At 34.0% G+C, this 23,503-nt stretch carries 25 protein-coding genes; 23 read left to right on the top strand and 2 right to left on the bottom strand.

The genetic code is table 11. The annotated features are described in order from the left end of the window. Positions 1-503: 503 nt before the first annotated feature. A complete protein-coding gene (udk, locus tag HMPREF0528_RS04560; RefSeq protein ID WP_004895448.1) occupies positions 504-1,139 on the bottom strand; it encodes a uridine kinase in 636 nt (211 codons plus the stop codon). Between the two features lie 1,015 nt (positions 1,140-2,154). Here udk and HMPREF0528_RS09475 point away from each other — a divergent pair. The 22 genes from HMPREF0528_RS09475 to HMPREF0528_RS04450 all read left to right on the top strand — a co-directional run bounded on the left by HMPREF0528_RS09475 (position 2,155) and on the right by HMPREF0528_RS04450 (position 22,000). After that, positions 2,155-2,427 carry a hypothetical protein gene (locus tag HMPREF0528_RS09475; RefSeq protein WP_004895446.1) on the top strand — a complete coding sequence of 91 codons (273 nt, stop codon included), beginning with the start codon at positions 2,155-2,157 and terminating at the stop codon, positions 2,425-2,427. A 15-nt stretch (positions 2,428-2,442) separates the two neighbouring features. Then, on the top strand, positions 2,443-3,108 hold the full coding sequence (locus tag HMPREF0528_RS04550) for a CPBP family intramembrane glutamic endopeptidase (RefSeq protein ID WP_004895445.1): 666 nt from the start codon (positions 2,443-2,445) through the stop codon (positions 3,106-3,108). A gap of 87 nt (positions 3,109-3,195) precedes the next feature. Further along, entirely contained in the window at positions 3,196-3,627 is a 432-nt protein-coding gene (locus HMPREF0528_RS04545; RefSeq protein WP_004895444.1) for a bacteriocin immunity protein, read from the top strand. 2 nt (positions 3,628-3,629) lie between these two features. Beyond that, positions 3,630-3,914 (top strand): hypothetical protein, encoded by a 285-nt coding sequence (locus HMPREF0528_RS04540; protein ID WP_004895443.1) that lies wholly within the window; start codon positions 3,630-3,632, stop codon positions 3,912-3,914. A gap of 63 nt (positions 3,915-3,977) precedes the next feature. Then, a complete protein-coding gene (locus tag HMPREF0528_RS04535; protein WP_004895442.1) occupies positions 3,978-6,809 on the top strand; it encodes a cation-translocating P-type ATPase in 2,832 nt (943 codons plus the stop codon). A gap of 71 nt (positions 6,810-6,880) precedes the next feature. Beyond that, on the top strand, positions 6,881-7,729 hold the full coding sequence (locus HMPREF0528_RS04530; protein ID WP_004895441.1) for a patatin-like phospholipase family protein: 849 nt from the start codon (positions 6,881-6,883) through the stop codon (positions 7,727-7,729). Between the two features lie 100 nt (positions 7,730-7,829). After that, a complete protein-coding gene (locus HMPREF0528_RS04525) occupies positions 7,830-9,323 on the top strand; it encodes an ABC transporter substrate-binding protein/permease (RefSeq protein ID WP_034525150.1) in 1,494 nt (497 codons plus the stop codon). Further along, positions 9,310-10,041 carry an amino acid ABC transporter ATP-binding protein gene (locus tag HMPREF0528_RS04520; protein WP_004895439.1) on the top strand — a complete coding sequence of 244 codons (732 nt, stop codon included), beginning with the start codon at positions 9,310-9,312 and terminating at the stop codon, positions 10,039-10,041. The genes HMPREF0528_RS04525 and HMPREF0528_RS04520 overlap by 14 nt, the downstream gene beginning before the upstream one ends. A gap of 94 nt (positions 10,042-10,135) precedes the next feature. Then, positions 10,136-10,657, top strand: a complete 522-nt coding sequence (locus HMPREF0528_RS04515; protein ID WP_034525149.1) for a GNAT family N-acetyltransferase — start codon at positions 10,136-10,138, stop codon at positions 10,655-10,657. A 117-nt stretch (positions 10,658-10,774) separates the two neighbouring features. After that, on the top strand, positions 10,775-11,644 hold the full coding sequence (locus HMPREF0528_RS04510) for a phosphate ABC transporter substrate-binding protein (RefSeq protein WP_034525148.1): 870 nt from the start codon (positions 10,775-10,777) through the stop codon (positions 11,642-11,644). A gap of 16 nt (positions 11,645-11,660) precedes the next feature. Beyond that, positions 11,661-12,653: a phosphate ABC transporter permease subunit PstC gene (gene pstC, locus HMPREF0528_RS04505; RefSeq protein ID WP_004895436.1), complete on the top strand. Its 993-nt coding sequence runs from the start codon at positions 11,661-11,663 to the stop codon at positions 12,651-12,653. Further along, on the top strand, positions 12,653-13,543 hold the full coding sequence (gene pstA / locus HMPREF0528_RS04500) for a phosphate ABC transporter permease PstA (protein WP_004895435.1): 891 nt from the start codon (positions 12,653-12,655) through the stop codon (positions 13,541-13,543). The genes pstC and pstA overlap by 1 nt, the downstream gene beginning before the upstream one ends. Positions 13,544-13,553: 10 nt before the next feature. Next, the gene (gene pstB, locus HMPREF0528_RS04495; protein ID WP_004895434.1) at positions 13,554-14,354 is read left to right on the top strand and encodes a phosphate ABC transporter ATP-binding protein PstB; all 801 of its coding nucleotides are present in this window, start codon (positions 13,554-13,556) and stop codon (positions 14,352-14,354) included. A 10-nt stretch (positions 14,355-14,364) separates the two neighbouring features. Beyond that, positions 14,365-15,120 carry a phosphate ABC transporter ATP-binding protein PstB gene (pstB, locus tag HMPREF0528_RS04490; protein ID WP_034525147.1) on the top strand — a complete coding sequence of 252 codons (756 nt, stop codon included), beginning with the start codon at positions 14,365-14,367 and terminating at the stop codon, positions 15,118-15,120. A 16-nt stretch (positions 15,121-15,136) separates the two neighbouring features. Further along, complete coding sequence (gene phoU, locus HMPREF0528_RS04485; protein WP_034525236.1) at positions 15,137-15,820, top strand: phosphate signaling complex protein PhoU; 684 nt, start codon at positions 15,137-15,139, stop codon at positions 15,818-15,820. Positions 15,821-15,838: 18 nt separating this feature from the next. Next, positions 15,839-16,285: a GNAT family N-acetyltransferase gene (locus HMPREF0528_RS04480; protein ID WP_004895431.1), complete on the top strand. Its 447-nt coding sequence runs from the start codon at positions 15,839-15,841 to the stop codon at positions 16,283-16,285. Between the two features lie 143 nt (positions 16,286-16,428). Beyond that, complete coding sequence (locus tag HMPREF0528_RS04475; protein ID WP_004895430.1) at positions 16,429-17,967, top strand: YfcC family protein; 1,539 nt, start codon at positions 16,429-16,431, stop codon at positions 17,965-17,967. 83 nt (positions 17,968-18,050) lie between these two features. Then, complete coding sequence (locus tag HMPREF0528_RS04470) at positions 18,051-18,518, top strand: Dps family protein (RefSeq protein ID WP_004895429.1); 468 nt, start codon at positions 18,051-18,053, stop codon at positions 18,516-18,518. A gap of 89 nt (positions 18,519-18,607) precedes the next feature. Then, positions 18,608-19,534: a ribokinase gene (gene rbsK / locus HMPREF0528_RS04465; protein WP_004895428.1), complete on the top strand. Its 927-nt coding sequence runs from the start codon at positions 18,608-18,610 to the stop codon at positions 19,532-19,534. Further along, complete coding sequence (rpiA, locus tag HMPREF0528_RS04460) at positions 19,534-20,232, top strand: ribose-5-phosphate isomerase RpiA (protein WP_004895427.1); 699 nt, start codon at positions 19,534-19,536, stop codon at positions 20,230-20,232. The genes rbsK and rpiA overlap by 1 nt, the downstream gene beginning before the upstream one ends. Positions 20,233-20,348: 116 nt before the next feature. After that, positions 20,349-21,272, top strand: coding sequence for a nucleoside hydrolase (locus HMPREF0528_RS04455; RefSeq protein WP_004895426.1), 924 nt, complete (start codon positions 20,349-20,351; stop codon positions 21,270-21,272). Next, positions 21,272-22,000 carry a GntR family transcriptional regulator gene (locus HMPREF0528_RS04450; RefSeq protein ID WP_004895425.1) on the top strand — a complete coding sequence of 243 codons (729 nt, stop codon included), beginning with the start codon at positions 21,272-21,274 and terminating at the stop codon, positions 21,998-22,000. The genes HMPREF0528_RS04455 and HMPREF0528_RS04450 overlap by 1 nt, the downstream gene beginning before the upstream one ends. Positions 22,001-22,063: 63 nt before the next feature. Here HMPREF0528_RS04450 and HMPREF0528_RS04445 read toward each other — a convergent pair whose 3' ends face one another. Continuing rightward, positions 22,064-22,390: a bacteriocin immunity protein gene (locus HMPREF0528_RS04445; RefSeq protein WP_004895424.1), complete on the bottom strand. Its 327-nt coding sequence runs from the start codon at positions 22,388-22,390 to the stop codon at positions 22,064-22,066. Between the two features lie 264 nt (positions 22,391-22,654). On the opposite strand from HMPREF0528_RS04445, the gene HMPREF0528_RS04440 reads away from it, so the two are divergent. Further along, on the top strand, positions 22,655-23,440 hold the full coding sequence (locus HMPREF0528_RS04440) for a DeoR/GlpR family DNA-binding transcription regulator (RefSeq protein ID WP_004895423.1): 786 nt from the start codon (positions 22,655-22,657) through the stop codon (positions 23,438-23,440). The last annotated feature ends 63 nt before the right edge of the window (positions 23,441-23,503 follow it).

The following is a 23,503-nucleotide window of genomic DNA, read 5'->3' as shown; positions in this document are numbered from 1 at the left end:
GTCACTTAGAAATCCCTCTCGCATCTTAAGTAAATAAGTTACAATATACTAGCAAACTGAATTGGTTGATTATTTTATTGATATGAGCAGTGTTTCTTTGATTTTGCTCTAAAATTTTATAACTGTATAACTTCTCTTGTCGATAGCATATAATATCTCTTCTATCGACAAGTTTTTTAGTAAAAAAATCTTCATCTCTTCTAATTCTGTGAAGAATAAAGAGATTACTTATGGCGTAGGATAAAAGAATTAAACCAATTTAGAGGCCCTATATTTTTCGCCTAAGAAATTTATAGTAGCTTGAAAGCAGTTATTATTAATACAGTCTCATTCTTTGTAATAAGTTCTATAGTAATGGGAATTTCTAATTGGAGTGAAGCTCAAAGCTTAATACTGAAAACGTCAGAATATCTTGGATTAATACGTGGAAGTCTGATTGCTGGAATTATAATGAGTTTCTTTTTTGGTGAAAAATAACCCCGTGGAAAACCACGAGGTTATTTTTATTTGACTGTACTTAAAACTGAACGAATCTTCGTAGTAAGCATATCGATAGCAACATCATTTTCTCCACCTTCTGGAACAATAATATCAGCATAACGCTTAGTTGGTTCAATGAATTGATTATACATTGGCTTAACTGTTGCTAAGTATTGATTAATTACTGATTCTACAGAACGTCCACGTTCTTGTGTATCACGCTCTAATCTTCTGATAAAACGAATATCATCATCAGTATCTACAAATACTTTAATACTCATTAAATCACGTAAATTCTCTTCGCCTAAAACTAGGATACCTTCTAAAATAATAATATCAGCCGGTTCAGTGTGAATTGTCTTTTCACTTCTTGTATGAGCGGTAAAGTCATAAACTGGCATTTCAACTGCCTTGTAGTCCATTAATTGACGTAATTGTTCAACAAGAAGTGGCATATCAAAGGCATCAGGATGGTCGTAGTTGATTTTTTTACGGTCTGCCATTGATAAGTTGTCATTGTTCTTGTAATAAGAATCTTGCGTCATAATTAAGATATGGTCGTCTTGTTGTAATTGGTCATAAATTTCATGGGCGATGGTTGTTTTACCACTACCAGAACCACCAGCAATTCCAATGATAATAGGGCGTTTACTTTGCACAATAAAATCTCCTTTTTTAAACTATTACAATAATACCTTAAAATTATGCGCTATGATAGCTTTCTGAGCAATAATCTTGACAAATATGTTTTTTATAGTGAGATAATTTGGAGCTAGTTAAAAATAAATATCTTGTTCACTACTAATATTTATAAAATTAATTCTCTTTCAAAAAAAATATATTTACTAGTAGTACATTATAGAAAAAGAATACTAAATCAGTAATCAAATTGACCAATTTGGTATTTTTTAATTTTTTAGAGAATAAAAAATGGTAATGTGTAAGACGTAAAAATGTTATTAATTGCTTTAAAGGAGAGAAGAATAATGAAAGAAATTAAAAAAATTTCTTGTTAAGAAAGTTATTTTAACTGAAGAAGAAATGAGTGAAGTTGTTGGTGGAGCTAGAGTAAGTGGCTTTATTATTCCATCTAATTTTTATAAAACTTTTAAGCTCGGAAAATTTGGTAGATAAAATAAATGACTTGGCTCTATTTGTTAGCTATCCTTTTGTCTATTTTATTATTTTATAGACTTACCCATTTTAAAGTAATAAAAAATAAGTTTTGGGTATATTTATGTATTTTAGTTGTTGGAACTGTGTGCACATTTTATGGTTATAAGGCTATATTAATATATAACCTTATAACTATTATTATTTTGAACATTATTCACAGAAAAAATAATAATTTTACTTTAATTACTGGAGTATTAATCTTTATATTTAGTGATGACTTAATTATAGAATTTTTTCGGGGAATATTACTGGATATAATTGGAAATTTTTCTGTATCGAAAGATATAGTAGAACGGGTAAATTTAATATGTGTTTTTTGTTTTTTTATAGCTACCTATTTAATAGGAATCTATGTTGGAAAATTTGTTATAAAAAAAACTAATAGGCAAAAACTTTAGAATTTTCTTTTGGATATTACTATATTTATATTTAGTAGCTCTGATTATTGCTATTGTATATGCTGAAACTAAAAATGTTCCTCCTGTTAATTTTGTCTGTATGGCTCTTGGAGATTATCTTAATTCTAGTTTTTTCTTTGATTTATTATATGTAATTGCGTCATTATTTATTTTTATTCCGGTAGTAAAAGTAGATTATGAAAATATTCAATCTAATTTAGGACGAATACTTTCTATCCAAATTATTTGCGAAATTTTTGTATTAACTAATTATAAGGTCGATTCCAATAAGATTTTAGATAATGTTAACCGTAGTCAAATTATCTTCTCTATATTTTTAGTATTATTTGGCTATCTTGTTTTAAAGGGATGAGGCTATCATTTTTACATGAGCTTAAAACTAAACAATCAATTTCAGTGGAAAGTATTTATTCCCATTCTACTTTTTGGCTTCTATATGGTTTTCTTCAATGCCTTTTTAACAGCCAATCCTAAATTAATTGGAGAATTGATTTGGAAATGGAATTTTGAATGGTTGAATCCAGCAGAATCACAGTATTTTTGTAGTGCACTAGAAGTATTCTTAAATGCTGCGGATGCTGGTATTACCGAGGAAGTTTGGCGATATCTTACAATTATTATTCTTTTGGCAATGCTTAAAAATAATAAACATAAGATATCTTTGACTATTCTAATTAGTAGCTTACTGTTTGGATTACTTCATTTTAATCAGTTGCTATCACCAGAAAGAAATTTAACCGATGTAATTATTCAATCGCTAGGAGCAGTTGGATTAGGTATCTTTTTAGGAAGCTTATTTCTATATTCAGGGCAGATCTGGCTCAATGTTCTATTTCATTTCTTATTTGATTTAGTTGTGTTTTCCTTTACTCCCCTTAGCTTTGTAGGAAACGGGATCTTAACCATCTTTGATTCACCAGCTTTAGCTCACGTTATAATAACTTCAGGATTATTTATACTTGTTAGCGTAATTTTAATAACGGGAAAAAGAAGAAAATGTGTTGAAAATAATATTGAGAGATTAATTAGTTAAAATCTACTGGACGTTAAGAAAAATATATACTAGTTAACTTAGAATCTATACACTATTAATTAACTATTTAAAGCATAGGAGAAGAGTATGAGTAGCGATAAATTAAAAGAAGAAATTTTAAAAATAAAAGGTAATTCTGACATCGTCAATGATCCAGAAGCACAAAAATTATTAGATGCTTCCATTGAAAGAATGGACAAAAACATGAAAAATGAATTGGCACAAGTATTGAATGATTTCATTTCACTTGCTAAGACTCATTATGATCGAAAAGGTAACGAATACTTATTAGAACAATTGGAGATTGCCTTAGATAAGACGAATAACAATGTTCAAGATGCAGTAAACGAAGCACGAACAACCTATCAAAATGTGAATACGTTTTGTTTAGTAAACCATCTCCATTTAGAAAAAGATGAAGAAGCATTACTTGAAAAAATTAAAGAAATTTCAATGAGTAAAGGCTGGCTGGGTGGCTTAAACAGCTGGAATACTACTAATACTTGGCCTGGAAAGTAGGAATGAAAGTGCAAGCTTTTTATTATGCAATGCCAACTTTGGCAGTAATTGTAATTGGAACATATATTTTTACTTCAGTTAAGCTTCATAAGTTTATCTGGCTTTCACCAGTTGTTTATTTAGCTTTGATAGGAAGTGTAGGGCTCTGGATAAAAATTGGTATGAGTATTTTTTCTACCTCAGAAAATGGAGTTTTTGGATTGCTTACACTAGAAGTAATTCTCTTAGAGGGAATTATTGAAGAATATAGATATCAAAAACAGAATCTTGGAAAGAAAGAAGAGTAGCGAAGTAGCTACTCTTCTTTAATATATCAACTTTATGTGCATCTTTTCTCAAAGTGAACTAAAATGGAGCTGAAAAAAGGAATAGAAGTGATAACTTTGACTAAAAAAGATGATGAAGACGATGAGATAGTTAAGGTAGCTCAATTATCTGTCGAAGATGCATTAAAAGAGTTAAATACAGAGCAAGCTGGTTTAACGATTGATGAAGTACATACTTTGCAGCAAACATATGGAAAAAATGTTTTTTCTAAAGCAAAGCAAGAACCACTGTGGAAAAAATTTATAGCTAATTTTACAAGTTTAATGGCGATTTTACTTTGGGTAGCTGGGATAATAGCTTTCTGCGCAAATTTAGTACAATTAGGAATTGCTATTTGGGCTGTAAACATTATTAATGGAATTTTTAGTTTTTGGCAGGAATTTCAGGCTGACAAGGCAACTGAAGCCTTGGCGAATATGTTACCGTCATACACTCGTGTTGTAAGAAACGGTAAAGAAGAAAAAATCCTGGCTAAAGATTTAGTACCCGGTGATATTGTTAAACTCGAAGGAGGAGACGATATCCCAGCTGATATTCGTGTGATTGCAGCAACAAGTGCTCAAGTAGATCAGTCATCTTTAACCGGTGAAGTAAATCCAGTTCACAAAGATGCTCATCGAATTGAAAATGTTGACAAGAAAAATCACGCTGACCTTAATAATATGATTTTTTCCGGCACCAATATGATGAAGGGAAACGTTACGGGGATTGTTGTTAAGACGGGGATGAATACTGACTTTGGTAAGATTGCTGAATTGACACAAAATGTTAAGCAACAAAAGAGTCCACTTGAAAAAGAACTTGATACTTTAACGAAACAAATTTCAATTCTAGCAATTTCTATTGGTATTATTTTCTTCTTAGTTGCAACTTTTTTTGTACATTACCCTTTAGTAAAAGCTTTTGTTTTTGCTTTAGGGATGATTGTGGCTTTTATTCCAGAAGGATTAGAGCCAACTGTTACATTGTCCCTGGCCGGAGCAGTTCAAAGAATGGCAAAAAATCATGCCTTGATTAAGCGCTTATCTAGTGTTGAAACGCTAGGGTCAACTTCTGTCATTTGTTCTGATAAAACAGGTACTTTAACTAAGAACGAAATGACCGTAAAAGAACTTTGGACTTTAGAGAAGAGCTACCATGTTTCTGGTGAAGGTTATGCAGTGCAGGGTCATATTAAAGAAGGACCAACGCATATTTTTGCAAAAGACAATGACACCTTGAAGGAAGTATTACTTGGTGGCGTTTTTGCAGATAATGCAAGAATTCAAAAGCCTGATAAGCAACATCCACGCTACCAAATCTTAGGTGATCCAACTGAAGCTTGTCTTGAGGTTGTTGCAAGAAAAGGAAAGATAGATGTTGAAGCAGAAGTGGAAAAGACACCACGCGTTAAAGAATTGCCATTTGATTCAAGTAGAAAAATGATGACAGTGATTCAGAGCTCCGATGGTACACACCGTTTCAATACTTATACTAAAGGTGCCCCAAATTGTGTGGTTGATAAATGCACCTCTTACCTATGTGACGATAAAATTCAGCCTATTACCCAGGAAATAAAAGATAAGATTATGAGAGCAAATGACGGCTATGCTAAAGATGGTTTGCGTGTCTTAGCAGTTGCTGGTCGTAATCTTGATCAAAAGATAATGGATAATTTAGATCTTGCAACAATTGATACAGTTGAAAGAGATCTCACGTTCTTAGGGTTAACCGTTATGATGGATCCACCGAGAGCTGAAGTATATAAGGCGGCACGTGAATGCCGCAAGGCTGGGATTAAAGTCACGATGGTTACTGGTGACTATGGTTTGACTGCTAAGAGTATTGCGCGTGAAATTGGATTAACTGATCCTGATAAGCCTTTGACGGTTATTACGGGAGACGCTTTAAAGACAATGCCTGATGAAGAGTTAAGACATTATCTTGAAGGTGAAGTTGTTTTTGCTAGAATGGCCCCTGAACAAAAATACCGTGTTGTTTCAATGTATGAAAAAATGGGCAAAATCGTTGCTGCTACTGGAGATGGCGTTAATGACGCACCTGCTTTAAAGAAAGCAAATATTGGTATCGCTATGGGTGGAACGGGTACTGATGTTGCAAAAGAAGCAGCTGATATGATTTTGACTGATGATAATTTTGCTTCTATTGTAGGTGCTATTAAAGAAGGACGCGGTGTATACAGCAATATTCGTAAGTTCTTAATTTACATTTTGAACTCAAATATGCCTGAAGCCGTTCCATCTGTTCTGTTTTTACTTTCAGGTGGGGCAATTCCACTGGCTTTGACTGTAATGGAAATTTTATTTATTGACCTAGGTACTGACATGATTCCAGCCCTAGGTTTAGGACGAGAAGATCCTGAAAAAGGAATTATGGATCGTCCGCCAAGATCACCAAAGGATCATTTAATTAATAAAGATGTCTTGGCAAAAGCCTTTCTCTGGTATGGTTTAATTGCTTCGATAATTGCTACAGCTGCCTTCTTCATTGCTAACTTTTATCGTGGTCATATTTTTCCTAATTTACCAGCAAATGGCTGGGATTATCGCCAAGCAACTACGGTAACTTTAGCGGCAATTATTTTTTGTCAGATTGCGGCAGTCTTAAATATTCGGTATGCTAGACAATCAATGTTTAACAAATATTTCTTTAAGAATTCGATGATTTTTATTGGGATCATTATGGAAATTGTCTTGCTACTATGCATTTCTTATGTACCAGTTTTTCAGTCATTTTTTGGTACGGAGCCGCTTAATGCACATGATTGGATTATGTTAGTATGTATCCCATTACCATTAATTCTAATTGACGAGTTAAGAAAATGGATTTTAAGAAAAGAGTCAAAAAATAAATAAAATTTAACTGCTAGTTTTAACTAGCAGTTTTTTCTTGCTAAAATAGTAAAAATACGGAAGGTGGCGAAAGTATGAAAAAAGGGTTAGTAATGGAAGGTGGCGCAATGCGTTGCATGTTTACTGCTGGAGTCACCGATACTCTGATGAAAGCCGGCATTGATTTTGATGGTGCAATAGGTGTATCAGCTGGAGCTGCTTTTGGCTGCAATTATAAGTCAAGACAAATCGGAAGAGTTCTGCGCTATAACGTAAAATATGCTAGTGACCCACGTTTGTCTAGTTGGCAATCATGGCTGAAGACCGGTGATTTATATGGGGCTGACTTTTGTTATCATGAGTTACCAGTTAAACTTGATATTTTTGATACAGTCGCTTTTCAAAAAAATCCAATGGATTTTTGGTGTGTGGCAACTGACATTAATAATGGTGAAGCAATATATCATAAATTGATTTTAGGTAAAGAAGCAGATTTGCAGTGGATCCGGGCTTCTTCTTCAATTCCAGTTTTTGCTCGGTCAGTTGAAATTGGGAGTCGTAAGTATTGGGATGGTGGAATTAGTGATTCAATTCCCATTAAATTTTTTGAAAAAATTGGCTACGACAAAAACGTTGTTATTTTAACGCAGCCCCTCTCTTATCGAAAAGAAGCAAGTAAACTATATCCAGCTTTAGAATTGATCTTACATAAGTATCCCGCTGTCTTGAAAAAATTAAAGACAAGAGCAAAAGATTATAATGATGTGCTTAATTACATTAGAAAAAAAGAAGTACAAGGCAAAATATTGGTTATCAGACCACCTTATCCTTTAGAAATTGGCACAATGGAGAAAGATACCCAAGAATTGAGGCGCGTATACCAAATCGGTGTAAAAGAAGCTAAGAAAAATTTACAAGCAATAAAAACTTATTTGAGTGAATAATCTTCTTGAATGACTTGTCTAGATTACATTTCATTCGTTATAATTAACAAAAGCTTAAATTTTCAGTTTTTTAATAGTAATTATAGAGGGAATGAGCGTAATGAAAAAAACAAAGCTTTTTAGCTTTTTCTTTGCACTTTTGATGTTTTTCTCACTCGGTGCTACTTTTATCAAGCCAGCTCAAGCGGCTAACCAAAAGCAAGTAGCAGAAGGTAGTATCTTGAAGAAGATTAAAAAGAGTGGAGAATTAGTAGTCGGCACATCTGCTGATTATCCGCCACTAGAATTTACCACAAGTGAAAATGGTAAGACTAAATATGTTGGAGTAGATATTGAACTAGCTAGAGACATAGCTAAAGACTTGGGCGTAAAACTTGTAATTAAAAATATGTCTTTTGACTCCTTGTTAGTTGCACTCGAAACAGGAAAGGTAGACATGGTTATTTCTGCCATGACGCCTACTCCTGAAAGAAAGCAAAGTGTAGCATTTTCAAAAATTTACTATAAGCCAAGTGGTGAATATTTCTTAGTAAATAAAAAGGATAAAGACAAGTACACAAGTATCCAAAGTCTTAAAGGTCAAACGGTTGGAGCACAAACGGGGAGTAACCAATATAATTTAGTTAAATCTCAAATGAAAGATTCTAAATTAAAGGGTCTTGGGAAAATTAACAATCTTGTTTTAGCCTTGCAATCAGGCAAGGTTTCTGCAGTAGTAGTAGAAGAATTAATTGCTAAAGCATATGCCGAAAATAATAGTGGCTTGGCTGCAGTTCGTTCAAACTTAAAAGAAACTCAAGCGGGAAATGCAGTTGCAATTGCTAAAGGACAAGATGATTTAGTAGCTCAAGTAAACAAAACAATTGACCAAGTTCAGAAAAAAGACTTGATTAGTAAAGAATATTTACCAGCAGCTGCTAAATATATGAAAACAGAAAAGAAAAGTAATACTTTTGCCAAGTACATTCCATATTTCTTTAAGGGTATTTGGTATACAATCGTAATTACTATTTTTTCAGTAATTATTGGTATTGTTTTAGGTATCATTTTAGCTTTGATGCGTTTATCAAAGAATCCAATTTTACACTGGCTTGCTGTTTGCTACATTGAATTTATCCGTGGTACGCCGCAAATGGTACAAATTTTATTTGTTTACTTTGGAATTGGATATTTGATTTCTAATCTTTCCGCTTTGGTTGCAGGTATTATTGCGATTGGACTTAATTCTGGAGCCTATGTGGCTGAAGATATTAGGTCAGGAATTGATTCTTTACCAAAAGGCCAGATGGAAGCAGCTCGCTCACTTGGTTTAAGCCGTCAAAAAGCCTTTAGATATGTCATTATTCCGCAGGCAATTAAGAACATTTGGCCAGCTTTAGGCAACGAATTTATTACTTTATTAAAGGATAGTTCGTTGGTCTCAGTAATTGGAGTTGCAGAACTGATGTATCAAACACAATTAGTTCAAACTTCAACTTATAAGGGTGTTCTACCATTATTTATTGCCATGATTATTTACTTTATTATGACTTTCTCATTAACGAGATTATTGAATCACTTTGAAAAGAGGATGAAGCGTAATGACAATGATTAAGGTTGAACATTTAAAGAAGAGTTTTGGAAAAAAAGAAGTCCTCAAAGATATTTCTGCAAATGTTGAGAAAGGAAAAGTTATTAGTATCATTGGTCCATCAGGTTCAGGTAAGAGTACATTTTTGCGCTGTCTTAATGTACTTGAGACACCAACAAGCGGCAAAATAATTTTTGATGGGCAAGATTTAACACATATTAGTGAAAAGGAATTAGATATTTTAAGAGAAAAAATGGGAATGGTTTTCCAAAGCTTTAATCTTTTTCCAAATATGAATGTAGTTGAAAACGTTAAATTAGCGCCTATGAAAGTTAAAGGCGTAAGTGAAGAAGAAGCTGAAAAGCAGGCTTTAGAATTGCTTGATAAAGTTGGTTTGAAAGATCGGGCTAAGCAATATCCTTCTAGTTTGTCTGGTGGTCAGCAGCAACGTGTTGCGATTGCTAGAGCTTTAGCAATGAATCCCGAAGTAATGCTATTTGATGAACCAACAAGTGCGTTAGATCCAGAAATGGTTGGCGAAGTTTTAAAGACAATGCAAGACTTGGCAGATTCAGGCATGACGATGGTTATTGTTACCCATGAAATGGGATTTGCCCGTGAAGTTTCTGATGAAGTGTGGTTTATGGCAGATGGATGTTTGCAGGAACAAGGAAGTCCAGAACAAATTTTTGAAAATCCGCAAAGTCCACGTGCAAAAGACTTTCTTTCTAAAGTACTTTAAATATTAATATTTTTTAAATAAGCACTTTCTTTTTACAAGGAGAGTGCTTTTCTTTATAATAGTTGCGTTAGAAAAGTTAAAGAGGATGAGTTTAATGAAGATTAGACAAGCTACAATGAATGATTATAATCAAATTATGACAATTTTAAAGGATGGTGCTAATCAACTAGCAGAACGTGGAGTTGATCAATGGCAAGGAGACTATCCTTCACCAGATCAAATTAAAGAAGATATTGAAAAAGGTTTTGCCTATTTAGCTGTTTCAGCTGATGGTGAAACAGTAGGTGCTATTTCTATAGTTGAAGCACCAGATCATTCTTATGATGATTTGAAAGGTGAGTGGCTTCTAGATACTGATAAATATGTTGTAATTCACCGCGTTGCCATTCATTCAAAGCACGCAGGTCATGGTTATGCTACTAAGCTTTTAACTGAAGTAATTGATTATATTCGCGATCACCGTAAAGATATTGATAGCATTCGAATTGATACACATGAAAACAATAGCGCAATGCAACATCTAATTGACAAGATGAATTTCACCAAAGTGGGAGAATTGCATGGAGTTTATCGTCCAGATGAAATTTCATATGTTTATGAGAACGTCAGAGAATAAATAAATTTTAGCTAGGTTGAAAAACCTAGCTTTTTTGTTGAGTTTAAGCATTCTGTTGACAGGTACTAATATGATAGAATATTCTTGTTGAATACTATAAATTACATGGAGAAATTGATGAGAAAAAATTTTAAATTTAAAATAGCCGCTGTTTGTGGACTGCTAGCTATTTTAATCGGACTTACAGGCTGTGCTAACAATAATAGCAATAAGATTACTGTTGTTGGATCTAGTGCCATGCAACTTTTAGCTGAGCAAGCTGGAAATGACTATCGTCTGTCTCATCCTGACAGTAATATTGTTGTTCAAGGAGGAGGTTCGGGGACTGGTCTTAGCCAAGTACAGGCAGGAGCAGTTGAAATTGGAACTTCCGATGTTTTTGCTGAAACTCAAAAGGGAATAGATGCTAAAAAATTGCAAAATCATCTTGTTGCCGTTGTAGGTGTTGTTCCTATTGCCAATAAGAGTGCCGGTGTAAGCAATTTGAGTAAGCAGCAATTGAGTGATATTTTTACAGGTAAAATTACTAACTGGAAACAAGTTGGTGGTAAGAACCAAACTATCACTGTAATTAACCGTTCTAAAGGGAGCGGTACTCGTGGAACTTTTGAAGGCTTAGTTCTAAATGGAAAAAAGCCAATTCAGGCTCAAGAACAAGATTCTAACGGTACTGTACGTAAAATTGTCAGTTCTACACCAGGGACAATTTCTTATATCTCATTCCAGTATGCTAATGATGAAAATATTCAAAAATTGAGTATTGATGGGATAAAGCCTACGAATAAGAATGTCGAGACAAATCGCTGGCAACTTTGGTCTTATGAACATATTTATACTAAGGGTAAACCTAACAAGAATGTTCAAAAATTTATTGATTACATGCTTGGAAGTAAGGTACAAAATGATTTAGTACCTAAACTAGGCTATATTAGTATCGATAAGATGCAGGTCGAACGTGATAGTAATAATCATGTTGTTCAAAAATAAAGAATAGGACGTTTTGATGAATAACAAAGATCTTAAAAAAGTAGTTGAGTCTGCTTTAGATAAGCAAAAAGTTCCTCATGTTAAATTAAAGAAGATTGGTGCAAGTAAGGTTGATGTTGCCAGCTTAACTGAGCCATCAAAAGAAACACGACAAGAATATTGGGGTAAAGGACTAACTTACTGCGCCATTATTTTAATTATTATTTTGGTTGCTTCAATTATTGGTTTTATTGGATTTCATGGACTAGAAACTTTTACTAAAGATCATGTGAATGTTTTTCAATTTTTGACTTCTAGTGATTGGGATCCAGGTGAAGGAAAGAATCATGTTGGAGCAGCAGCAATGATTGTAACTTCATTTTCTGTAACCTTACTAGCTGCTTTAGTAGCAACCCCGTTTGCAATTGCAGCAGCCTTATTTATGACTGAGTATTCTTCTAAAAAGGGTGCACGCTTTTTGCAATCAGTAATTGAATTATTGGTAGGAATTCCGTCTGTTGTTTATGGATTCTTGGGATTAACAGTTATTGTTCCTTTTATTAGAAATATTTTTGGTGGAACTGGGTTTGGTATTTTATCAGCGACTTTAGTTTTATTTGTCATGGTTTTACCGACAATTACTTCGCTAACTGTTGATAGTTTAAAAGCTGTACCATCTGATTACCGGAAAGCTTCTTTAGCTTTAGGTGCAACTAAATGGCAAACAATCTATAAAGTGATTTTGCGAGTTGCTTCTCCTAGAATTATGACAGCGGTAATTTTTGGGATGGCTAGAGCCTTTGGTGAAGCCTTAGCTGTACAGATGGTTATTGGTAATGCCGTTTTAATGCCAGCTAACTTAGTGAGTCCATCTGCTACTTTAACTAGTCAGTTAACTAGTCAAATGGGAAACACAGTTATGGGAACCTTACCAAATAATGCACTTTGGTCATTAGCCCTTCTATTGTTAATTATGTCTTTGGTCTTTAACTTCTTAGTCCGCTTAATTGGAAAGAGAGGACAGAAATAATGAATGCAAAAATTCGTAATAAAATTGCTACTGCTGGTATTTATACCTTAGTGAGTATTGTTGTAATCATCCTCTTTGGGATTTTAGGCGATATTCTAGTTTCGGGTGTACCACATCTTTCATGGCATTTTTTATCTTCTGAGGCTTCTTCCTATCAAGCTGGCGGAGGGGTAAGAGATCAGCTATTTAATTCCTTATATTTGCTAGTATTAACCTTAATTATTTCACTTCCTATTGCTTTGGGAGCAGGTATTTATCTAGCGGAATATGCTAAAGATAATTGGTTTACTAACTTAATTAGAACAACAATTGAAATTTTAAGCTCACTTCCTTCAATTGTTGTTGGTTTATTTGGTTATTTACTATTTGTAGTACAGTTTGGATTTGGTTTTTCAATTATTTCTGGTGCTTTGGCTCTTACATTCTTTAATTTACCAACACTAACTAGTAACATTGAACAAGCTATTGAAGGTGTTCCGCAAGCGCAAAGAGATGCGGGACTTGCTTTGGGCTTATCTAACTGGAAAACAATTCGCGGGATCGTTTTGCCGGCAGCCTTACCAGGAATTTTAACTGGGATTATTTTGAGTGCTGGTAGAATTTTTGGTGAAGCCGCTGCCTTAATTTATACTGCAGGTCAAAGTGGATCTACAATTGACTACAGTAATTGGAATCCATTTAGTCCAACTAGTTTTTTAAATGTGATGCGTCCAGCAGAAACTTTAGCTGTTCATATTTGGAAGGTTAATACTGAAGGCATCATCCCCGATGCAACAATTGTTTCAGCTGCAACTTCTGCTTTATTAATTATTGTGGTAATTTTATTCAATCTTGGTGCACGTGCCTTGGGTAATCATTTATACCGCAAATTAACAGCTGCTAAGTCATAAGGAGAAATTTATGCAAAATGTAAATGAAGCCCCGACATATATTCATCAATTTGATAAAGATGAACAGATTATCTCGACGCAAGACCTTAGTGTTTTTTACAGAGGTAGTGTTCAAAAGCTTTTTAATGCTAGTCTTCAATTTAAGAAAAAAACTATCACAGCCTTAATTGGAGGATCTGGTTCAGGAAAGTCTACTTTTTTACGTTGTCTTAATAGAATGAATGATAAAGTGGCTCGAGTAGATGGTAAAATTTGGTACCATGGCTTAGATATCAATAAAAACAATATTAACGTTTACCAGTTAAGAAAAAATATTGGAATGGTTTTCCAAAAGCCTAATCCATTTCCAAAATCAATTAGAGAAAATATTACTTATGCTCTAAAAGCAAATGGTGAAAATGATAAGCAAAAATTAGATCAAATTGTAGAAGAAAGTTTAAGAGCGGCTGCTCTATGGGATGAAGTGAAGGATAAGTTAGATAAGAGTGCATTGGCAATGTCTGGTGGTCAACAGCAGCGATTATGTATTGCGCGAGCTCTTGCATTGAAGCCTGAAATTTTGCTACTTGATGAGCCTGCTAGTGCTCTTGATCCTGTTTCTACTTCTAAACTTGAGGATACTCTTAAGCAGTTGAGAACTGACTATACAATGATCATGGTAACGCACAATATGCAACAAGCTAGTCGTATTAGTGATTACACAGCTTTCTTTCATTTAGGTCATGTTTTAGAGTATGACACTACTGAAAATATTTTTACTAATCCTAAGGGTGAAATTACGGAAGACTACATTCGCGGAAGTTTTGGATAAGGGGTTTACTGTGGAAAATATTATTACAAGTAAAGATGTTCACCTAAGCTATGGAAATGTTGAAGCTTTACACGGCATTAGCTTAGACTTTGAAGAAAAAGAACTTACTGCCTTAATCGGTCCTTCAGGATGCGGAAAATCAACCTTTCTTCGTTGTTTGAACAGAATGAATGACGACATACCTAATATTCATATTAGTGGTGAGATTAAATTTGAAAATAAGAATATTTATGGTCCTAAAATGGATTTGGTAGAGTTGCGTAAAGATGTTGGAATGGTGTTCCAGCAGCCAAGTCCTTTTCCATTTTCTGTTTATGACAATATTGCTTACGGTCTTAGAATTGTTGGGATTAAAGATAAAGAATTGATCGACCAGCGAGTTGAAGAAAGTTTAAAGCAAGCTGCAATTTGGAAAGAGACTAAAGATAATTTAGATCGAAACGCTCAAGCATTTTCTGGAGGACAACAACAGAGAATTTGTATTGCTCGTGCTTTAGCGGTTCGTCCAAAAGTAGTTTTGCTTGATGAGCCTACTAGTGCTCTGGATCCAATTTCAAGTAGTGAGATTGAAGAGACTCTTCTTGAATTAAAGCATGATTTTACTTTTATCATGGTAACGCACAACTTACAACAAGCCTCTCGAATTAGCGACTATACTGCTTTCTTAATGAGTGGGGACTTAATTGAATATGGTAAGACCTCAGATATGTTTATGAATCCGAAAAAGCAAATTACTAGTGATTATCTGAATGGACGTTTTGGTTAATAAAGGAGTTTTTAAGATGCATGAAGTTTTTTTAGATGAATTACGTAAGTTGAATACTCGTTTCATGGGAATGGGTATTGATGTTAGTGAAGCAATTGAAGAAGCAACACAAGCTTTTGTTGAACATGATAAAAAACTAGCTCAAAGCCTAGTTAAAGATGATCAAAAGGTGTCACGTGCTGCTACAAAAGTTGAAAAAAGAACCTTGAAATTGATGGCTCTTCAACAACCAGTGGCTAGTGACTTTAGAAATGTTATTAGTATCTTAAAAGCTACTAATGATTTAGAACGAATTGGTGAAAATGCTAATTCAATTGCTTGGGAAACAATTCGAGTAAAGGGAAATCCTCGTATTCCAGAAGTTGAAGCAATTATTAAGTCAATGTCTAAAAAAGTTAACTTTATGTTAGACCAAGTTTTAAAGGCTTATGTACAAGGTGATGAAAAATTGGCTCGTGAAGTTGCTAAAAAAGATGATGAAGTAGATGAGGAATATGTAAAGGCTCGTAAGCTAATTATTTCTGGAATTAAGCAAGATCCAGAAGCAGCGGTCGCTTCTTCAAGCTACTTTATGGTAATTCGTTTACTTGAACGTATTGGCGACCACGTAGTTAATCTAGCACAATGGGTTATCTATAAAATGTCGGGAGAATTAGTAGATTTAAATACTAAAGATACTGATGAAATGACTGAATTATAGGATTAAATATCTGATACGATGGATATTAGAGAAGTTAAAGATCATAAAAAACAATATATTGATTTATTGTTATTAGCTGATGAGCAGGAAGATATGGTTGACCGCTATCTTGATCGAGGAAGAATGTATATCTTGATTGATGACGGAAAAGTGCGATCAGAGTGTGTCATAACATATGAAGATAATCGTACTATTGAGATAAAAAATCTTGCTACTTATCCTGTTGATCAAGGGAAGGGCTATGCTAAAAAGTTAATCAATTATATTTCGGAAAAATATAAAGGGGATTATAAATTCTTGCAAGTTGGAACTGGTGACAGTCCTTTAACGATTCCATTTTATCTGAAATGCGGCTTTAAGCCTTCAGGCCGAATAAAAAATTTTTTCGTAGATAATTATAATCATCCAATTTATGAAGCAGGCCAACAATTGATTGATATGGTCTACTTAAAAAAGAAAATCTGAATACAGAAAAATAGGAACCTTTGATTTGAGGGTTCCTATTTTTATTTAACTTTATACTCTTAGTTGTAAGCGCGTGCAAATGATAGAAAAGAAATCTATAATGAAACTATAAATTAAACTGTAGTATTAAGTAGGGAGAAGTTATGAGCGATACAGTGCAAAAAAAGAAGAAACATCAATTTCCAACAGCATATACAGTTATTATTATCGTTTTATTATTGGTGCAAATTTTAACGTTTTTTATACCATCGGGTAATTATGCAACGCTTGAATATGATCAACCAAGTAAAGAGTTTGTAATTACAAAACCAAATGGTAGCAAGCATAAAGAAGCAGCAACCCAAAAAACTTTAGACAAATATAAGGTTAAGATCGATGTTAAAAAGTTTACTAGGGGAACGATCTATAAACCTGTAGCTATTCCTGATTCCTATGAAAAAATTAATCAGAAAAAGCCAGGACTCGGTGGAGCGATTTATCAATTTCTTTCTTCTCAGGTAAACGGGATTGCTCAAAGTATTGATATTATTGCCTTTGTTTTGATTCTAGGTGGTTGTATTGGAGTCGTTCATGCAAATGGTGCAATTGATGCCGGAATGCAGGCACTTTCTAAAAAGATTAAGGGTAAGCAAGTTTTATTGATTGTTTTAGTAATGGGATTAATCGCCATTGGTGGAACAACCTTTGGTTTAGCTGAAGAAACAATGGCTTTTTATCCTATCTTAATTCCAGTCTTCTTATTAGCAGGCTTTGATAGGATGACAGTTGTTGCGACGATCTTTTTAGGTACAAGCATTGGAACGATGGCATCAACTATTAACCCATTCTCGACTGTAATTGCCTCGAATACGGCGGGGGTCAATTTTACAGATGCATTACCGCTTAGAATTTGTATGTGGGCAACCTGCGTTATTGTCGGGATGATTTACGTCATTCTTTATGCTAAAAAAGTGCAAAAGAATCCTAAAGCTTCATATGTTTATAATGACTTCGCTAAAGAAGATCAAGAATATATGAATCAGAATCAAAGTATGCAAGAAAGTAAATTTACTTGGCGTCAAAAATTAACTTTACTTGTCTTTGTGATTGCCTTTATCGTAATGATTTGGGGTGTTCAACAAAAGGGATGGTACTTTACTGAAATTGCCGTTGTCTTCCTAGCAACGGGCTATATTTTCGCCTTTATTTCAGGCTTAAGTGAGCATAAATTTGTTGAGAGCTTTGTAAATGGTGCGGCAGATTTATTGGGTGTAGCTTTAACAATTGGCCTAGCACGTGCTGTTTCAATTGTGATGGAAGAAAGTCATACAAGTGATACAATTATGAATTTCTTTAGTCAGCAAGTTTCTGGAATGCCACCATTATTGTTTATTTGGTTTATGTTCTTAGTCTACATTGTTCTTGGTTTCTTTATTCAGTCATCTTCTGGCTTAGCTGTTCTTTCAATGCCTATTATGGCACCGCTAGCTAACGTGGTTGGAATTGATCGCGCAAGCATTATTGATGCCTATAATTGGGGTCAAGGATTTATTAGTTTAATTGCACCAACTGGATTAATTTTAATGAGCTTAATGATGGTAAATATTGGATTCAATAAATGGTTTAAGTTTTGCTGGAAACTGTTAGTTATTGAATTTGGAATTTGCTTAGCCTTTTTGGCAATTGGTTTAGTTGTTTACTAACTAAGCAAATAATTAGCTTTTAGTATTTTTTATAGTTATAATGAAGCTAAAGACATTGTTTAATATTTTAAGGAGGCTTTTGTATGGCTTATCCAAAAACTAAAAAAATTATGAATGAAATTGTTGCTGATTTAACTCAAACTCACATGGTTGTCCATCAACACCATTGGTACATGCTTGGAAGAGGATTTTTGAAATTGCACCCATATTTAGATGGTGTAATGGAAGAATTAGCTGAGCAGCAAGATGGAGTTGCTGAAAGATTGATTGCCATTAATGGTAATCCGATTTCCACCTACGAAGAAGTATTGGAAGAAACTAACGTTCCAGATCAAATCGGTAGCTGGGATTTGTCAATTGAAGAGAGATTCCAATTAATTATAAATGCATACAAACAATTGCGAGATGATTATGAAAGAGGGATCAAGATTAGTGAAGGAGAAGGAGACGACTCAACTAATGACTTATTGATTTCTTATCATACCGCGATCGAAAAAAGAATTTGGATGATGTCAGCTGAACTTGGTCAACGTCCAGGTGAAGGTGAATAGGAAAAATATATTTATGCAAAGCATTCCGTGTATGGAATGCTTTTTTGCTATAATTAAAGTAAATATTGCCATACAGGGAAGGAAATACCATGAATAAAGTTACAATTGTTGGGTCAATTAACGTTGATAATATTATGCATATTAAGAAACTTCCTCAACCAGGAGAAACAATAGCAATGTCTGAATTTTCAAAAGCTGCTGGTGGTAAGGGAGCAAATCAAGCTGTAGCAAGTAGTCGAGCAAAAAATGAAACAATTTTTGTTGGACGTGTTGGAGATGATGACAATGGTCGTTTTATGCTTGAGCAATTTAAGGAAAATGGAATTAATGTCGACCATGTAGCTATAACCCCAAACCAACAAACTGGACAAGCTTATATTTTGCTTCAAGAGACAGGGCAAAATTCAATTATTATTCAACATGGTGCAAATTTTGACGTAACAGCAGAAGATGTTAGAAATGCGAAAAGTCAAATTGAAGATAGCGATTTTGTGATTGCCCAATTTGAAACACCAATTGAAGCGACTATTGAAGCTTTTAAGATTGCTAGAGAAGCTGGTAAAATTACTATTTTAAATCCTGCGCCTGCTCGTACTGATATCCCAGAAGAATTATTAGAGTTAACCGATTTGATTACTCCTAATGAAACTGAAGCTGAGAGTATTACAGGAATTAAAGTTGACAGTGAAGAGTCAATGAAGAAGAGTAGCGAAATTTTTCATCAAATGGGAATTAAGGGTGTAATTATTACAATTGGTGAACGTGGATCTTATGTTTCTTATGAAGACATTGAGGAGATTGTTCCAGCTTTCAAAGTAAAGGCAGTTGATACAACAGCAGCTGGTGATACATTCTTAGGTGCTTTATCTAGCGAATTGAAGCCTGATTTAAGTAACTTAAGAGATAGTGTGATTTATGCATCCAAATCATCCTCATTTACAGTTCAAAAATTAGGTGCATTTCCATCTATTCCAACTAGAGAAGTAGTTGAAGAAGCTTTGAAGGAGAAAAAATAATGAATAAGACAGAGCAAGATCAATTAAAAAAAGAAGCGGCTACTAAAGCAGCTAAGATGGTAGAGCCTAATTCTGTTTTAGGAGTTGGAACAGGTTCAACAGTTGCATTTTTCATCGATGCACTAGGTGAACGCAAAGAAAAGGAAGGTTTTAGTTTAAAGCATATTGTTACTACTTCTAACCGTAGTAAGAAGCAACTTGAAGGACTGGGCTTTAAGGTTGATGAGTTAGCAGATATTGATCAAGCTGATTTAACAGTAGATGGCGCTGATCGAGTAGACGATAATTTAGATGGGATTAAAGGCGGCGGGGGTGCCTTAACTCTAGAAAAAAATGTCGCTATCAACTCAAAGAAGATTATTTGGATTGTTGATGAATCGAAACTTGTTCATCACTTAAGCGGCTTTCCGCTTCCAGTTGAAGTATTACCAGTGTCTGCTGAGCAAAACTTTAAGCGTTTTGAAGCAGAGGGTTTGAAGCCTCAATGGCGTTTAGATGATGAGGGTAAGCGTTATGTAACGCATTACGGTAATTACATCATTGATTTAGCTACTGATCCAACTCCAGTACCACACGGTTTAGCTGATTATCTAGACCACACAGTTGGTGTAGTTGAGCATGGTTTGTTTTTAGACATGTGTGATGAAGTCATCATTGCACATAGCGATGGTACAATTGAAGATAAGAAGAGAAAATAATTATTTTTTCAAAAACTAATATAATTTTTAAAAGACTTGACCAGTTCAAGTCTTTTTTTGTAACAAATCTTAGTTCATAATAAATATGATACGTAAATTTAGAAAGAAGGACCTTTATGTCAAAAAAGCCCTTAATTATTAGTACAGATCCAGGTATTGACGATATTGCTGCAATGACAATCAGTCTTTTTGCAGATGAACTTGATGTTAAAATGATTGTTCCAACCTGGGGAAATGTTTCTTTAGCTCACACTTTACAAAACACTCTTGATTTAGAGAACTTTTTACACACAAAAGTTCCTGTAGTCAAGGGTGCTAATCAGCCGTTAGTACGACCAGCAATTAGTGCAGCTTCTGTCCATGGTGAAACGGGAATTGCTGGCTTTGAATTTGAAAAAGCTAATGATGATTTATTAGAGCCAGGACTTGCTGCTACTAAGATGTATGAAATAATTAAAAACAGTCCTGAAAAAGTTACTTTATTAGGAGTTGGTCCTTTAACTGACTTTGCCCTTTTATTTAAGCAGTACCCTGATGTGGTAAAAAATATTGCTGAAGTTTATATTATGGGTGGAAACATTGGGCATGGAAACCATAGTCCATTTGCGGAATATAATATTGCAGGTGATCCAGAAGCGGCACAGATAGTTTTCCATTCCGGCTTGCCAGTTTATGTAGCTCCACTTGAAATTGGAGATAAGGCCCATTTAACTCAAGATCAGATGGACAAGATTAAAGAATGCGGCGAAGTTGGTAAAATGCTTTATTCGATGTTTTCTAATATTCATGAACCTGATGGAGATACTCGAATTAAGATTTATGATCCGACAGCGGTTGGAATTATGCTTCATCCTGAATTCTTTACTTTAAAGCCAGCTAATGTTGAAATTGAATTAGCTGGACGCTATACATATGGTGCTAGTGTGATGGATTTCTTAAGTGAAAAACATAATGCACAAATTGCAACCGACGTTGATACAGAGAAGTTTGCAGCTTGGTTCATTGATAGTATCGAGACTGCTAATAATGGGAGAAAATAATGACTGATTTAGTCTATCGCTCAGTAATGCGCGATATTAAACAAAAAATACTTAATAATGAATATGAAGATATGCGTTTACCTGATGAGCGAAGCCTAAGTGACTATTATCATGTAAGCCGTTCATCGATGAAACGCGCTTTAGGTTTGCTTGCTCAGCAAGGGATAGTTTTTAAAAAAAGAGGTAGCGGAACATTTATTAATCCGCTCTATTTGAAAAATCAGGCACTTTTTAAGTATGAGGGATCAAATTTAGGTATTACTGATTCCTTTAGTGTTCCCGGTAAGAAGCAAAGTATTGAGCTGTTAGACTATCAAGTAATTAAGGCCGACGAAGATTTGAGGCAGGATTTGTTTTTGAAAGATTCAGATTTTGTTTATCAAATAAAACGACTTCGTTTACTAGATGATCAACCATTTTTAATTGAAACAGGTTTTATTCCTATTAAGATTACTCCAGAATTAAATCCGGATATTCTTAAAGGATCCCTCTTTAACTACTTAGAAGATACACAAAATAAAACTGTAACACGTTCATTCTTAACAATTACAGTTGAGCCATCAACTTTAGAAGATCAATCTAAACTGATGCTGGCACCTAATGAACCTGTAGGTGTAATGGAAGGTATTTTCTTTTTAGATGATGGAACTCCATTTGAAGTTTCAAATATGAGAATTCATTATAAATACATGAAGTACAATACTTTTGTTAACTTAAGTCAAGAATAAAAATAAGCCATTGTTTTTCTCGGGGATGAGAGAAACAATGGCTTTTTGTATGGGACGAGTAGCTTAATCAAATTGCAAACTATCGTCAACAGGGGACAGATATACATAGTTTAAGTTAGTGTTTTTACATTGCTCACTGAGGGAATTAATTAAAGTATCTTGTTCCTTAGTAATCGGAATTTGCTTAAGTACTATTTGAGATTGCAAATACATAACTAACTTATTGCTCCAAGCAGCTGCGTCATCGTTGTTTTCAGCTTTGGCTATGACTTTTAAAATTGTCTGCTCAAGCGGAAGATATGCTTTAATTTGAACTTTAGTGAAACTAGTATATAAATTTTTTAATACTGTGATAATTTCATCGTGCTTTGTAATAAATTTTTCTAACATGATAAAGACCTCACTATCTTAAATAATTTAACTGATTTTTGGGCCCACAAAAATACTAGCATCTTTCATGCTTGAAAAGCCTATTTTGTATGAAAGTAGCGGTTTTTGCTAAGTGTTTATCTTGATTTAAATAACATTATACTGATTTAAATCAGTGAATCATTTCTTAAATACTGATTAATCCTTAAAATAAAGCTCTAAATACAGATAAATGCGTAAAATGAAAGAGCTTTCTGATAAGATTAGACATATGAGGTGAGATAAATGCAATCACAAGTTGAAAGATTAGATTTGATTAGACAAAAATTAGATGAGAAAAAAACAATTAGTACACGTGAAATTATGAAATTGTGTCATGTCTCTTTTGATACAGCTAGGAGGGATGTAATTAAATTAACCAGCACCGGTCAAGCGATTCGAATCCATGGTGGATTGATGAAAATTAAACAGGGGACAGTGCCAGATTATAATTCTCGCGTCCATGTTTTGTCGCCTATAAAGAATAAAATAGCTAAGATGACGGCAAAATATTTAACAGCTGATAAGTTGATATATTTGAATGCTTCAACGACTATTTCGCAGTTATGTCGTTACCTTAACGGATTAAATGCAACAGTGATGACAAATTCGATTGATAATGCGGGTGCCTTAATGATGGATAACTTGCCTAATGTCATCTTATTAGGCGGCTATTTAAATAAAGAGAATCACTATACATCTTCTTTAAATAGTTTAAAAGAAATAGATCAATATGAATTTGATATTGCCGTAATTGGGACATCATCGGTTAATAAAAATGGAGTTTTTGTAGTTAACCACTCTGATGCACAAATTGAAAGAGAAGTAGTTAATCGAACAAAAACAGTTATTTTGCTGGCAGAAGAATATAAATTTAAAGAAGATAGATCTTCTCCGTATAAGGTCATGGATTGTAAGCAAGCTGATATTTTGATTACGGATAATAAGCTTGATCCACAGTATCGAAAATATTTTAAAAAGAATATTAAGATTCGTGAAGTACTCGAAGAGGAAAAGGGAAAAAGTAAGTAATTATAATTGGACCGCCCCAATAATTTTAAAAGTTGAATTTTTGCACTTGATGCTATATGATAA

Source organism: Lactobacillus johnsonii ATCC 33200, assembly GCF_000159355.1.
Lineage (GTDB): Bacteria > Bacillota > Bacilli > Lactobacillales > Lactobacillaceae > Lactobacillus > Lactobacillus johnsonii.
Note: the sequence above shows the minus strand (reverse complement) of the source record. Positions and strands in the feature narration are given on the sequence as shown.

Bases quoted from the DNA above. Each gene is read 5' to 3' on its own strand.
- HMPREF0528_RS04540 (WP_004895443.1), top strand. From the start codon at position 3,630: ATGAAAGTGCAAGCTTTTTATTATGCAATGCCAACTTTGGCAGTAATT.
- HMPREF0528_RS04440 (WP_004895423.1), top strand. From the start codon at position 22,655: ATGCAATCACAAGTTGAAAGATTAGATTTGATTAGACAAAAATTAGAT.
- HMPREF0528_RS09475 (WP_004895446.1), top strand. From the start codon at position 2,155: ATGGCTCTTGGAGATTATCTTAATTCTAGTTTTTTCTTTGATTTATTA.
- HMPREF0528_RS04450 (WP_004895425.1), top strand. From the start codon at position 21,272: ATGACTGATTTAGTCTATCGCTCAGTAATGCGCGATATTAAACAAAAA.
- HMPREF0528_RS04475 (WP_004895430.1), top strand. From the start codon at position 16,429: ATGAGCGATACAGTGCAAAAAAAGAAGAAACATCAATTTCCAACAGCA.
- HMPREF0528_RS04525 (WP_034525150.1), top strand. From the start codon at position 7,830: ATGAAAAAAACAAAGCTTTTTAGCTTTTTCTTTGCACTTTTGATGTTT.
- rpiA (WP_004895427.1), top strand. From the start codon at position 19,534: ATGAATAAGACAGAGCAAGATCAATTAAAAAAAGAAGCGGCTACTAAA.
- HMPREF0528_RS04445 (WP_004895424.1), bottom strand. From the start codon at position 22,390: ATGTTAGAAAAATTTATTACAAAGCACGATGAAATTATCACAGTATTA.
- HMPREF0528_RS04515 (WP_034525149.1), top strand. From the start codon at position 10,136: ATGAAGATTAGACAAGCTACAATGAATGATTATAATCAAATTATGACA.
- rbsK (WP_004895428.1), top strand. From the start codon at position 18,608: ATGAATAAAGTTACAATTGTTGGGTCAATTAACGTTGATAATATTATG.
- pstB (WP_004895434.1), top strand. From the start codon at position 13,554: ATGCAAAATGTAAATGAAGCCCCGACATATATTCATCAATTTGATAAA.
- HMPREF0528_RS04530 (WP_004895441.1), top strand. From the start codon at position 6,881: ATGAAAAAAGGGTTAGTAATGGAAGGTGGCGCAATGCGTTGCATGTTT.
- pstA (WP_004895435.1), top strand. From the start codon at position 12,653: ATGAATGCAAAAATTCGTAATAAAATTGCTACTGCTGGTATTTATACC.
- HMPREF0528_RS04455 (WP_004895426.1), top strand. From the start codon at position 20,349: ATGTCAAAAAAGCCCTTAATTATTAGTACAGATCCAGGTATTGACGAT.
- pstC (WP_004895436.1), top strand. From the start codon at position 11,661: ATGAATAACAAAGATCTTAAAAAAGTAGTTGAGTCTGCTTTAGATAAG.
- HMPREF0528_RS04520 (WP_004895439.1), top strand. From the start codon at position 9,310: ATGACAATGATTAAGGTTGAACATTTAAAGAAGAGTTTTGGAAAAAAA.
- HMPREF0528_RS04550 (WP_004895445.1), top strand. From the start codon at position 2,443: ATGAGCTTAAAACTAAACAATCAATTTCAGTGGAAAGTATTTATTCCC.
- HMPREF0528_RS04545 (WP_004895444.1), top strand. From the start codon at position 3,196: ATGAGTAGCGATAAATTAAAAGAAGAAATTTTAAAAATAAAAGGTAAT.
- HMPREF0528_RS04470 (WP_004895429.1), top strand. From the start codon at position 18,051: ATGGCTTATCCAAAAACTAAAAAAATTATGAATGAAATTGTTGCTGAT.
- phoU (WP_034525236.1), top strand. From the start codon at position 15,137: ATGCATGAAGTTTTTTTAGATGAATTACGTAAGTTGAATACTCGTTTC.
- HMPREF0528_RS04535 (WP_004895442.1), top strand. From the start codon at position 3,978: ATGGAGCTGAAAAAAGGAATAGAAGTGATAACTTTGACTAAAAAAGAT.
- HMPREF0528_RS04510 (WP_034525148.1), top strand. From the start codon at position 10,775: ATGAGAAAAAATTTTAAATTTAAAATAGCCGCTGTTTGTGGACTGCTA.
- HMPREF0528_RS04480 (WP_004895431.1), top strand. From the start codon at position 15,839: ATGGATATTAGAGAAGTTAAAGATCATAAAAAACAATATATTGATTTA.